We start from the raw sequence: 12,575 nt of genomic DNA on the forward strand, positions 1-12,575 counted from the left end.
TGGACTATAGTTAGAAGATTTTTCAAATAAAGTTGTGTAAATAGAGGTGCTTACTTCATGATGGGATTGTTAAAAAAGATGTTTTCTACTGGAAACGAGCGTCAATTAGCCCGTCTTCAAAAATACGCTGACGAGGTTGATGTGCTCGGTCCAGAAATGGAAAAACTATCGCATGAACAATTGAAAGCAAAAACCGATGAATTCAAATCTCGTCTTGAAAAAGGCGAAACATTAGATGATATTTTGATTGAAGCGTTCGCGGTTGTCCGAGAAGCGGCAACACGCGTACTTGATATGCGCCCATATCCGGTGCAAATCATGGGTGCGGTTTCTTTGCATGAAGGTAATATTTCGGAGATGAAAACCGGTGAAGGTAAAACACTCGTCGCGACGATGCCGGTTTATTTGAACGCACTTTCCGGTAAAGGCGTCCATGTTGTGACGGTCAACGAATACCTGGCTGCACGTGACGCCGAGGAAATGGGGCAGCTTTATAACTATCTTGGGCTTTCTGTAGGTCTTAACGTTACTGGACTTTCGAAGGAAGAGAAGAAGGAAGCTTATAATGCTGACATTACCTATGCGACGAATAACGAACTTGGGTTCGATTACCTCCGTGACAACATGGTTCTATATAAGGAAGAAATGGTTCAGCGTCCATTGAACTTTGCGATCGTCGATGAGGTTGACTCGATTTTGATTGATGAAGCCCGTACTCCATTGATCATTTCAGGGAATGCTGCAAAATCGACGGACCTTTATCGGATCGCCAACCAATTCATCCACCAGTTGAAACAGGATGAAGATTATACAGTGGATATTAAAACGAAGAACGTTCAGCTGACAGAAGAAGGCATGTCCAAGGCAGAAAGCTTTTTCCGGGTTGAAAACCTGTTCGATATCTCCAATGTGTCAATCAATCACCATATCAACCAGGCGTTGAAGGCTCATGTCATCATGCACCGTGATACGGATTATGTTGTGCAGGATGATGAAGTTGTCATCGTCGATCCTTTTACAGGTCGTTTGATGGCTGGCCGTCGTTACAGCGATGGATTGCACCAGGCGATTGAAGCGAAGGAAGGTCTCCAAATCCAGCGTGAATCGATGACGCTCGCAACGATTACGTTCCAGAACTACTTCCGTATGTACAATAAGCTTGCTGGTATGACGGGTACAGCGAAGACGGAAGAAGAGGAATTCCGTAATATCTATAATATGAATGTTGTCGTGATTCCTACAAACAAACCGATTGCGCGAATCGATAATGCCGATTACATTTATAAATCGCAAGAAGGGAAGTTCCGTGCGGCTGTCAATGAAATCGCGGAACGTCATAAAAAAGGCCAGCCGGTCCTTGTTGGTACGGTTGCGGTTGAAACGTCTGAGCTGATTTCACAAATGCTCAAGAAAAAAGGCGTTCCACACAATATCTTGAACGCGAAAAATCACGGACGGGAAGCACAGATCATTGAAGATGCTGGTCAAAAAGGTGCCGTAACGATTGCGACGAACATGGCCGGTCGTGGTACGGATATCAAGCTTGGCGAAGGTGTTGTAGATCTTGGGGGACTTCACATCATCGGTACGGAGCGCCATGAATCACGTCGTATCGATAACCAGTTACGTGGTCGTGCTGGTCGTCAAGGGGATCCAGGTTCTTCACAATTTTATATTTCAATGGAAGATGAATTGATGCGTCGATTCGCTTCTGAGAACATACTTGCGATGATGGACCGTCTAGGCATGGAAGAGGATCAGCCATTAGAAAGCAAAATGGTCACAAAAGCGGTTGAGACAGCGCAAAAACGAGTGGAAGGCCATAACTTCGATGCTCGTAAGCAATTGCTGCAGTATGATGATGTCATGAGGCAGCAGCGTGAAATCATTTATGCGCAGCGTGCAGAAGTGCTTGAATCCGAAAACCTCCGGGAAATCGCGGAAAAAATGATCCAGTCGACTGTGGAGCGCATTGTCGAGGCGCATACACCAGAAGAGGAAGTTCCTGAAGATTGGGACATGAAGGCGATCATCGACTATGCGAACGGTACATTCATGCATGAAGGTGCCGTAACCGAAAAAGATATCAAAGGGAAAGAACGCGAAGAAATCATTGATGTGTTCTTAGAAAAAGTCAAAGAAGAGTACGATCGTAAAGAGTCTCAACTTGAACCGGATCAAATGCGTGAATTTGAGAAAGTCATCGTACTGCGTGCTGTAGACCGTAAGTGGATGGATCATATCGATGCGATGGATCAGCTGCGTCAGGGTATCCATTTGCGTGCCTATGGCCAAAACGATCCATTACGTGAGTACCAATTTGAAGGTTTCCAAATGTTCGAAACGATGGTTGCAGAAATTGAAGAAGAGGTATCGACGTATATCATGAAGGCACAGGTCGAGAAGAACCTTCAGCGTGAAAAAGTCGCAGAAGGAAAAGCCGTCGATCCGAAAGCGCAGGAACAACAGAAAAGAAAACCGATCCGCAAGAGTTCTGACGTAGGACGTAATGCACCATGTCCATGCGGAAGCGGCAAGAAATACAAGCACTGCCACGGTGCATGACCATAAGATCAAAAAGAAGGCTTGGCAACAGCCAAGTTTTCTTTTGCTTATTCAACGGTGCCTGGTACACTCGAAGAAGCCAGGCGTAGCAAGGGTTTCAAGATGGTGCCAGGCACCGATCAGGAATGCAGTGATACCAAGGGGTCTGGTCCGGTGCCTGGCACTGCTATAATAAAGTAGTCAATTATCTTATAGGAATAAGGGAGATCGTGTGTTATGGAATTAGTTGAAATTAAACAAGAATTGTCAGCAATGGAGAAGCGACTCCAAGACTTTAGGGGGTCTCTTTGACTTAGATCATAAAGAGGCTCGTATTGCGGAGCTTGAAGAACAGATGACAGCCGGTGATTTCTGGGATGATCAGAACAATGCACAGACGGTCATCACCGAAGTGAATGGCTTGAAGAGTGTCGTCAATGAGTTCAATGAGCTTAATGAAACCTTCGAGAATTTGGAAGTTTCCTATGAACTGGTGAAAGAAGAAGAGGACGAGGATCTTCGTACTGAATTGGAGCATGAACTGAAAGAGCTTTCCAAGCAGCTTTCCGAATTCGAATTGACATTGCTCCTAAGTGAACCACATGATAAGAACAATGCATTACTCGAATTGCATCCAGGGGCGGGTGGAACAGAGTCTCAAGACTGGGCGTCCATGCTCCTCAGAATGTACACGCGGTGGTCTGAAGACAAGGGCTTCAAGGTCGAGACCGTTGATTACCTTCCTGGTGATGAAGCCGGTGTAAAAAGTGTTACACTCAACATCAAGGGGCACAATGCTTATGGGTACTTAAAAACGGAAAAAGGCGTACATCGTCTCGTGCGGATCTCACCGTTCGATTCATCGGGACGCCGTCACACTTCCTTCGTATCTTGTGAAGTGATGCCGGAATTGAGTGATGATATCGAGATTGATATCAAACCAGATGAAATCAAGGTGGATACGTACCGAGCGAGCGGTGCCGGTGGTCAGCACGTCAATACGACGGATTCGGCTGTCCGTATCACGCACGTTCCAACAAACACGGTCGTTTCGTGTCAAACGGAACGTTCCCAGATCAAGAACCGCGAACGTGCGATGAAAATGCTGAAAGCGAAGCTCTACCAAAGACGGATTGAAGAACAGCAAGCAGAGCTCAATGAAATCCGTGGTGAGCAAAAGGAGATCGGGTGGGGCAGCCAGATCCGTTCCTATGTCTTCCATCCTTATAGTATGGCGAAAGACCATCGTACGAATGTGGAAATAGGAAACATCCAGGCAGTTATGGATGGTGAAATCGATCCGTTCATCGATGCCTACCTGCGTTCGAAAATCAAATAAACAATCAAAACGGGGATGGCTGAAAAATGCCGTCCCTATCGTATTTGCAGGAGTTATACCGCACTCCTGCATTGTCAATCAAACGTTTGTTCAAAGCTTTGAAAATACTGTCGAATCCCTCTAAATCAACGTTTCGACCAAAATCTAAAATTCTTCTCAAAACCCGATTTTACCCACTCACATTCGTTTTAATTATCGGAAAATTTACGAAAACATAAGGTAGTGTTATACTTTTTTAGGTTATGAACCTACTAATAATTACTTCTTAAAGATAAAAGTGAGTGAATAAAATGATGATGGCAATTCGTCGAAACCGTATCAATCCGAAAATTTTAATTGCGTTAGATTACTTTTTTGTCCTGATTGGCTCCTCCTTTGTTGCACTAGCATTCAATCTGCTTCTAGCTCCGAACAATATCGCTTCCGGCGGCGTAGTCGGGATCAGTTTGATTTTGAAAAGCCTGTTCGGCTGGATGCCTTCGATCGTCCAATGGTCACTGAATATTCCATTGTTCATTGCTGGGGTCTTCGTGTTAGGGAAGAATTTTGGTGTAAAAACCCTCCTGGGGACATTGTTTTTGCCGTTCATCGTTTATATGTCCGAAGGGGTAGAACCAATTACGAATGATCCGTTACTCGGGGCTCTTTTTGGAGGTCTTGGGGTAGGTTTGGGGCTTGGTATCGTCTTCCGCGGTAAGGCTTCAACAGGCGGGATCGATCTTGCTGCCCAGATCCTCCATAAGTACACCGGTTTATCGTTAGGCCTTTGTTTACTTTCGATTGATGGAGCAATCGTTTTATCATCGGCATTTGTCTTTTCCATTGAGCAAGCGTTGTATGCGATGATCGGAATGTTTTTAACGGCTAAAACTATCGATGTTGTTCAAATGGGTCTAGGATATTCGAAAATGGCTTACATCATTACGGAGCAGGAAGATGAAGTACGGGATGAGATCTTCAGAGAGATTGACCGTGGGGTGACACGGATTGCTGCCACTGGCGGTTTCACAGATTCCGAACGGCCGATGCTCATGTGCGTGGTACAACAATTTGAAGTGACTCGGCTGAAACAACATGTCAAAAAGGTGGACCCGTCAGCTTTCATCATTATCGTCAACGCGAACGAAGTGCTGGGAGAAGGGTTTACGCAATCCTAATAATAGCTTTTCAAACGTCCTTTTTAAAAAGATAAGAAAGCATAAAAATTTTGTTTCGTGAAGAAATGTCTAGCTCCAACGCAATCACTTGGATCACTTCAGCTTTCCTGTGGCGGTCGACACATTAATTTAGGTCGAAGTGTTTACCCGCGCGAACTGAACTTTGTTTGGTTCGAGCCTCCTCGTCGAATTTCCAGTGGCCTTCGTGGCTGGTCAGGATGTTTTGCACTTTTCTTCAAATTCGTAAAGATCGGCTTATAAAATTGGAAATCCACTTATAACTTTCAAAATCGGCTATAAAACGAAAATTCGGCTTATATGTCATGGTATAATAACACTATAAGGAGGGTGATTTCCATGAGCAGAATCCTCTTATTTGATGGCGAATGTAATTTGTGCAACGGGATCGTCCAATTTGTGATCAAACGGGATCCGAATACCAAATTCCAATTCGCTGCTTTGCAAAGTGAAACCGGCCAGAAGCTTTTAAAAGAGTACGATCTTCCAAATCAGTTCGATAGTTTCATCATGATTGAAGGCGGAAAAGCGTACCAAAAGTCCAGCGCTGCACTTAGAGTTGTCAGTCATCTGAACGGGGGTTGGCGTCTTTTCACGGTATTTAAAATCATTCCGACTCCGATCAGAGACGTGATATATAATTTTATCGCACGGAACCGATATAAATGGTTCGGTAAACGGGACTCGTGCATGATTCCTACTCCGGATATCAAAAGCCGGTTTCTAGACTAAAAGGGTGTGATCATTTGAGCAGGAATAGACCGATTTATGTAGAGTCGGTCATCAAGACAGATATGGAACGGATCTGGGAGGCAACGCAAGATCCACAACAACATGAGCTATGGGATCTTCGTTTCACAAATATCACTTATCTCCCGAAAAAACGTGAAGATGAACCGCAGAGATTTGAGTATAAAACAAATATCGGGTTTGGGCTCAGTATAGCTGGTGAGGGAGAGAGTATCGGAACGAAAGAGGATGAAAACGGAGAGCGTACTTCATCACTGAAGTTTTGGACAGACATGCCGATTTCCCTTATAAAAAAGGGTGGTGGCTATTGGAAATACACACCAACAAGCGATGGAATAAAATTCGTAACGTTGTATGATTACGCGAACCGATTCGGCTTTCCGGGTCAAATCATGGATCGCTTCTTTTTCAGGCCGTTGATGGGATGGGCGACAGCATGGAGTTTTGATTGCCTCAGGCTATGGCTTGAAGAGAATATCCATCCCAAAATATCCTTGTTACGGAGTGGGGTCAATTGGATGATCTGCTCTCTTCTAGCGCTCGTTTGGATTTATCAAGGGCTGGTACCGAAGCTGCTCTTTCCTGATTCAGGTGAACTCGCCATCCTTCAAGAATCGGGTTTGTTTACCGGGTTTGAAGAAACGCTTCTTTATCTGATTGGCATTTTGGAAATCGTATTCGGGGTTTTCTTTTTCCTTCCACTAAAAAAGAAAGCTTTATTTTACATAAATAATTTCCTATTGCTCGGACTGATGGTCGGGGCGATCCTCAGCAATCCCATTATATTCGTTGAACCATTCAATCCGATTACGTTGACCCTCGCAATGGCAGGGTTATCGACCATCGGAATTATCAATGACAAGGATTTGCCGTCAGCAAGGAATTGTGAGCGGAAAATGCGTGGTGATGCCTCTTGAGTTCAATCTATGAAAAAGCGTTAGGAGAAAGGTTCCAAATGCTCCATCCGATGCTTCAAAAGAAATTCCAGGTTTCGAGTGGAGATCACCAAGCAATCATATGTATGGGTACGATGGAGGAGATTGCAGGTGGTCGTTGGTTCATGCGTCCATTCATCAAGATGGGGATCAAGAAGAACGTCACATTTCCGGAAAGAGGCACAGGTATTCCTTTTAAGCTGGAAAAGTACGGATTTATAGATCCATTTGGCAGGGAAACCATGTCCTGGATCCGAACGTTTTATTTTAAAAATACAGACCGCCGCTTTGATGCAACAATGGTTTATAGCAAAAAAGGGAAGGGGATCCTGGATTATCTCGGAAACAGCCAGGCTTCGCCGGTCGGAATTGAATTAGACGTGACAGAAACCGGAGGGATACGGATGAAATCATCCCGACAACACTTCCATTTTGGAAAAAGAAGGCTATCACTCCCCTCTCAAATAATCGGACATGCTACTGTCCGAGAAGAGTTTGATGAAAAAAAGAATCGGTTTTCAATCGATGTCACGGTGAAGAATATGATTTTTGGGACGATTTTCAGGTATAAAGGCCACTTCGGGATGGATGTTGTGCCGATGCCGCGTGAACAAATCCCAGCGTATGCCTTCCCGAAAAGGTTCGATTCAAGAGAGTAGGTGTTAGGAAATGAAAAAGACAGCTGTCATGAATGCAAGTATCGGCTTCTTTATTTGGCTTATATTCTTGTTCTCAGTGACCTTGAATCTAATTGAACAGCTTTTATTATTCGCCATTTTTGTCACTGTACCTTTAACGTTGTATATGAGCGAGACGGTGAAACGGAGTGGGATATATTTCAAAAGTTATTCGGCTGCGTTCACTCTGCAGTTGCCGATGGCGGTATTGGCTGGCTTATCCTTTATCACACCCCCTGGATGGATCGCGGGGTTTCTTTCTATTGGTTGGTTTGTTTTTTCCGTTGTTGTCTTTTTGTACGGTTTTGCGAGATTCAGTGCAAGGGGAACCAGACCACTAGAGGAGTTGTCGATCGATATCGGGTTGATGTACTTTCTCCTCGGGGGCGTATGGTTTGTCATTGGTCGTTTCGGAATGGATGTGATGCATTTCAGCAAGACGATCATCCAGCTTACGGCGATCCACTTTCATTTTTCAGCATTTGTATTGCCGATTTTCAACGGCTTGCTTGGACGATTCCTTTTAGATCAAACGGACCGGCTCTCTAAAACTTACAGGCTGGCTACGTTCGGTATCCTTGCTGGTCCGATCTTGATCGCCATCGGTATTACATATTCCCGGATCTTCGAGTTTGTTTCAGTTGGTATCTTTGTCACTGCACTCCTTTTATATTGTATTGAAATGTTCACTTATGTCTTGCTGAAAATCAGTTGGCTGCCGCGTGTCTTTCTTTTCTTATCAACCTCTGCACTCATTGTAACCCTGGCATTATCTTTCCTATACGGGTTCAGTAGAGCATTGAATGTGCCGATTATTTCCATTCCGAATATGGTTCTCTTTCATGGGGTCGCAAATGCATTACTAGTTGTGTTCTTCGGGATTGCCGGCTGGCTTATTATCCATCCAAAAGCGGATTACAGTCATTACGGCATTCCTGCAAGCAAGATTTTCAGCCGTTTTTACACGGGTTCAGACTTTTTCGATCGAAGCAATCTTGTTGATCAAGATCTCCACGATGATAGTCTGATTGTAAATATGGAAGCGTATGATCGTGAAGACTTTCATTCCTGCAATCTGCATCCTGAAATAGTATCGTTCTATGAAAATACACTTAACTATGAGCTAGACTCCCATACACAGTGGCAGCCCGGATTTGTCTTTTTCTCCAAACTCTATAAGTCTATCAGTAAAAGGATCGGGCAGATCAATCTTCCTCTTAATGGAATGGATCATATTCAAATGACTTCAAAGATCATTCCACTGATCTCGGAAAAGGATGGGAGGCCTGATGTTCGGGCTTGGATCAGGAGGACTGCAGATGGAGAATCGATTTTTGCAGCGGCTTATTCTTCCCACCAATATAAGGGGGAGAGGTATATGAATATTGCTTTGCCCCTATTCTTTGGAAACATGACAGGCATTTTGAAAATGGATCATATGGAAGAGGACGAAAGTGGATTGAGACTTTCCAGCTTTACAAAACGTTCAAATGGTGACGAAGGAATCTATTATCATACGAAATGGTTCGCAATCAAGCTTCCGATCGATGAGCATTTCAGTGTCTGGTTTGATGAAAAGGCAAACCTTTTGAAGGCTTCCCACCACATGAGCCTTTTTACGAAATCGTTCTTAAAAATCGACTATGAAATCAGCAGTACCTTAAAATAAACGCTTTAAGGCAAGAACCCCTTTGACATTTCTATGAATTCCCTGACTGCGAATGGCAGGTATTTATTTTTCTTCCAAAGTAACCCCAGTTCAAGGCTTATACTAGAATTCGTTAAAGGGAGAGCCCTGATATGTGGATTGGTGATCGAGCTTGCGATTTTACCAGGTAACAAGGCGATCCCTAGTTTCGCCTCGACCATTTCGATCATGAAATCCTTTTGCGAACTCTGGCAGACGACGTTCGGCGTGAAACCGTTCTTTGAACACTCCTCCAGGATTCGGTCATGAAGGGTGAAGTCTTGACGGTATAAAATGAAAGGTTCGTTTTCGAGGGCAGACAGATCGACTTCGTTTTTCTTAGCCAATGGGTTTTCCTTATGTACGATAAGCATCAATGGGTCATTGATTACCCTCACTATTTCGAAATTCCCTTTGTTGTCCGGCAGATTGCAAACGAGCCCGATATCGAGTGACCCTTCTTCAACCCCTTGTTTGATGCTCTTCGATCCGACCTCGTCCAACGATATTACAACAAGAGGATAGGCTTCTTTAAATCGACTGATCAGTTTTGAAAAAAAAGCAGCTCCGATGATCGGTGGAATTCCGATCCTGATTTCCCCTTTCTTCAGCTCCATGATGTCTGTAAGTTCTGAGGTCAAATTATGGAAGGCTTGCAACACACTTTTGGCATTGATGAGCACCGCTTTACCGGCGTCGGTCAATTCCAATTCTTTGGAACGATAAAACAAAGACACCCCTAATTCTTCCTCCAAATGCTTGATCGCTTTGCTGATGGATGGTTGCGATACGTGTAATGTGGCAGCGGCCTTCGTAAAGCTTAAATGTCGTGCAACCTCTGAAAAATATTCCAGGTGACGGATATCCATCATTCTCACTCCTTCCTGCTTTGTAATTGTGGGTTTGTAAAATGAAAATGAAATCACGACACCCCCAATGGAAGCGATGGCACAGTACCATAATCTGCAAGGTTTCTATTCTAATAGAAAGTCTATTATAACTAAAATGCATAATCAACATTCCAAATATATATTATGGATATGGATCATTTTATTATAAGATAGTATATATGAATCGTTTGTAAATTCTGAACATTAAAAAGAAAAGGATTAATACGTACAACTGTCAAAGATTGAAGTGGCTAGATTGCCCGTTCATGATCCATACTCGATAGGAGGAATTCATATGTCAGAATATGTAAAAGTCGGCAATCTCCAAGTTGCCCAAGTCTTATATGATTTTATCAATTCTGAAGCCATACCTGGAAGTGGAGTCTCTGCTGTTTCGTTCTGGGGTGGCCTGGAAAAGATCGTCGATGAGCTTGCACCTAAAAATAAAGAATTGCTGGAGAAGCGGGATGAATTGCAAAACAGGATACACGAGTGGCATAAAACAAATACAGACTTCGCTCTTGAGGAGTATAAGTCCTTTTTACGAGAGTTGAATTATTTGGAGCCGGAAGCTGGGGAAATCAAAGTATCGACTGAGAATGTCGATGATGAAATCGCGATACAGCCTGGACCGCAGCTTGTGGTCCCCGTCAACAATGCTCGTTATGCGATCAACGCCGCGAACGCTCGGTGGGGCAGTCTGTATGACGCACTTTACGGAACGGACGCGATCAGCGAGGAAGGTGGAGCGGAACAAAAAGGATCCTACAATCCAGTTCGCGGTGAAAAAGTCATTTCTTACGCGAAGGATTTCCTTGATAGAACCGTCCCTTTATCAAAAGGAACGTATCAGGGCGTAACGGGCTACGCGATTGTCGGCGGTAGACTGGCTGTTTCTTTATTTAATGGCGAAACGACGCGCTTGAAGGATGAATCTCAATTTATCGGTTATCAGGGCAATGAAAATGAGCCTGAAGCGGTACTTTTGAAGAATAACGGCATCCATCTAGAAATCCAAATCGATCGTGATCATCCGATCGGACAGACGGACAGAGCGGGTGTAAAAGATGTTTTCGTCGAATCTGCGCTGACAACGATCATGGACTTTGAAGATTCCGTGACAGCAGTGGATGCTGAAGACAAGGTGCTCGTCTATCAAAATTACCTGGGGTTGATAAAAGGGGATCTATCCAGCTCGTTTTCCAAAGGGCTGAAAACGGTTAACCGGACGCTCAATCCTGACCGTGAATATTTCTCACCTGATGGGAAGCTATTTACATTGCCGGGACGTTCCCTCATGTTCGCAAGGAACGTTGGTCATCTGATGACGAGTCATGCGGTATTGGATAGGGATGGCCAGGAAGTTCCAGAAGGGATCCTCGATACGGTTGTGACTGGACTAATTGCCAAGCATGATCTTCTAGGGAATGGACGGTATCAGAATTCGAAAAAGGGCTCGATCTATATCGTTAAGCCGAAAATGCATGGTTCAGAGGAAGTTGCTTTTGCAAATGAACTTTTTGATCGGACAGAGGATCTGATCGGGGTGAAAAGGAATACGTTGAAGATCGGTGTCATGGATGAGGAACGCCGGACGACATTGAATTTGAAGGCTTGTATCGAAAAGGTGAAAGAGAGGATTGTGTTCATCAATACAGGTTTCCTAGACCGCACAGGTGATGAAATGCATACGTCCATGGAAGCCGGTCCGATGATCCGTAAACATGAGATGAAGTCATCGAAATGGCTGCAGGGTTATGAAAAATCAAACGTCCAGGTCGGCCTTGCGAGCGGATTCCAGGGTAAAGCCCAGATCGGCAAAGGAATGTGGGCGATGCCTGACTTGATGGCGGATATGATCAGACAGAAGGGGAGTCAGCTTGAGGCTGGTGCGAGTACTGCCTGGGTTCCGTCTCCGACCGCCGCAACGCTCCATGCACTCCATTATCACCAGATCGATGTAAAGGAAGTGCAAAATATCCTACTTGAAATGGCAGATGATTATAAAGATGACATCCTGCAAATCCCTGTTGAAGCCCATCCGGATTGGAGTCCAGAGGAAATTCAGGAAGAATTGGATAACAATGCGCAAGGGATCCTTGGTTATGTCGTCCGTTGGGTAGAGTATGGCATCGGCTGTTCGAAGGTGCCGGATATCAATAACGTCGACTTGATGGAAGACCGTGCGACATTGCGGATTTCCAGCCAGCATATGGCCAACTGGCTCCACCATGGAATCTGTACAGAAGAACAGGTATTGGAGACGTTGAAGCGCATGGCCAAGGTTGTTGACCAACAGAATGCTGGTGACCCGGATTATAAGCCGATGTCTGAGGACTATGACAATTCGGTCGGTTTCCAGGCTGCGTGCGATCTGGTCTTCAAAGGGTACGAACAACCGAGCGGCTATACGGAACCGATCCTCCATCACCGTCGGATTGAAGCGAAACAGCGTATGCTGGCTCAGAAATAACGGCTTAAAGTATAAGACCATTAACTCACGTGCAGTTAGTGGTCTTTTCTTTAAAATTCGGTGAAGTAATCCTGTTGGTTTATGTCTATCATGAATGTCTTATGA

Annotated in this window: 9 protein-coding genes; 8 read left to right on the forward strand and 1 reads right to left on the reverse strand. The window is 44.4% G+C overall.

Annotated features, from left to right (window positions below; genetic code table 11):
• The first annotated feature begins 57 nt into the window (after nucleotides 1-57).
• The 7 genes from secA to L1611_RS10595 all read left to right on the forward strand — a co-directional run bounded on the left by secA (nucleotide 58) and on the right by L1611_RS10595 (nucleotide 9,089).
• A complete protein-coding gene (secA, locus tag L1611_RS10565) occupies nucleotides 58-2,565 on the forward strand; it encodes a preprotein translocase subunit SecA (protein WP_236313062.1) in 2,508 nt (835 codons plus the stop codon).
• Nucleotides 2,566-2,781: 216 nt separating this feature from the next.
• Nucleotides 2,782-3,883, forward strand: a protein-coding gene (prfB, locus tag L1611_RS10570; RefSeq protein WP_236313063.1) for a peptide chain release factor 2 whose coding sequence is annotated in 2 segments (ribosomal slippage) — nucleotides 2,782-2,853 and nucleotides 2,855-3,883 — 1,101 coding nt in all. Because the reading frame shifts where the segments join, the coding sequence is not laid out codon by codon here.
• A 296-nt stretch (nucleotides 3,884-4,179) separates the two neighbouring features.
• Nucleotides 4,180-5,040, forward strand: a complete 861-nt coding sequence (locus L1611_RS10575; RefSeq protein WP_236313284.1) for a YitT family protein — start codon at nucleotides 4,180-4,182, stop codon at nucleotides 5,038-5,040.
• A 357-nt stretch (nucleotides 5,041-5,397) separates the two neighbouring features.
• Nucleotides 5,398-5,790 carry a thiol-disulfide oxidoreductase DCC family protein gene (locus L1611_RS10580; protein WP_236313064.1) on the forward strand — a complete coding sequence of 131 codons (393 nt, stop codon included), beginning with the start codon at nucleotides 5,398-5,400 and terminating at the stop codon, nucleotides 5,788-5,790.
• A gap of 14 nt (nucleotides 5,791-5,804) precedes the next feature.
• Nucleotides 5,805-6,725 (forward strand): DoxX-like family protein, encoded by a 921-nt coding sequence (locus L1611_RS10585; RefSeq protein ID WP_236313065.1) that lies wholly within the window; start codon nucleotides 5,805-5,807, stop codon nucleotides 6,723-6,725.
• Nucleotides 6,722-7,402, forward strand: a complete 681-nt coding sequence (locus L1611_RS10590) for a DUF4166 domain-containing protein (RefSeq protein WP_236313066.1) — start codon at nucleotides 6,722-6,724, stop codon at nucleotides 7,400-7,402. Before L1611_RS10585 ends, L1611_RS10590 begins: the two co-directional genes overlap by 4 nt.
• Before the next feature lie 10 nt (nucleotides 7,403-7,412).
• Complete coding sequence (locus tag L1611_RS10595; protein WP_236313067.1) at nucleotides 7,413-9,089, forward strand: YndJ family protein; 1,677 nt, start codon at nucleotides 7,413-7,415, stop codon at nucleotides 9,087-9,089.
• A gap of 5 nt (nucleotides 9,090-9,094) precedes the next feature.
• Here L1611_RS10595 and L1611_RS10600 read toward each other — a convergent pair whose 3' ends face one another.
• Nucleotides 9,095-9,976 (reverse strand): LysR family transcriptional regulator, encoded by an 882-nt coding sequence (locus L1611_RS10600; RefSeq protein WP_236313068.1) that lies wholly within the window; start codon nucleotides 9,974-9,976, stop codon nucleotides 9,095-9,097.
• A gap of 316 nt (nucleotides 9,977-10,292) precedes the next feature.
• Here L1611_RS10600 and L1611_RS10605 point away from each other — a divergent pair, with 316 nt between their 5' ends.
• Entirely contained in the window at nucleotides 10,293-12,470 is a 2,178-nt protein-coding gene (locus L1611_RS10605; RefSeq protein WP_236313069.1) for a malate synthase G, read from the forward strand.
• Nucleotides 12,471-12,575 lie beyond the last annotated feature (105 nt).

Source organism: Pseudalkalibacillus salsuginis (genome assembly GCF_021646685.1).
Classification (GTDB): domain Bacteria; phylum Bacillota; class Bacilli; order Bacillales; family Fictibacillaceae; genus Pseudalkalibacillus; species Pseudalkalibacillus salsuginis.

Coding starts and splice junctions, on each gene's coding strand:
- secA (WP_236313062.1), top strand. CDS start 58: ATGATGGGATTGTTAAAAAAGATGTTTTCTACTGGAAACGAGCGTCAA.
- L1611_RS10575 (WP_236313284.1), top strand. CDS start 4,180: ATGGCAATTCGTCGAAACCGTATCAATCCGAAAATTTTAATTGCGTTA.
- L1611_RS10580 (WP_236313064.1), top strand. CDS start 5,398: ATGAGCAGAATCCTCTTATTTGATGGCGAATGTAATTTGTGCAACGGG.
- L1611_RS10595 (WP_236313067.1), top strand. CDS start 7,413: ATGAAAAAGACAGCTGTCATGAATGCAAGTATCGGCTTCTTTATTTGG.
- L1611_RS10600 (WP_236313068.1), bottom strand. CDS start 9,976: ATGGATATCCGTCACCTGGAATATTTTTCAGAGGTTGCACGACATTTA.
- L1611_RS10605 (WP_236313069.1), top strand. CDS start 10,293: ATGTCAGAATATGTAAAAGTCGGCAATCTCCAAGTTGCCCAAGTCTTA.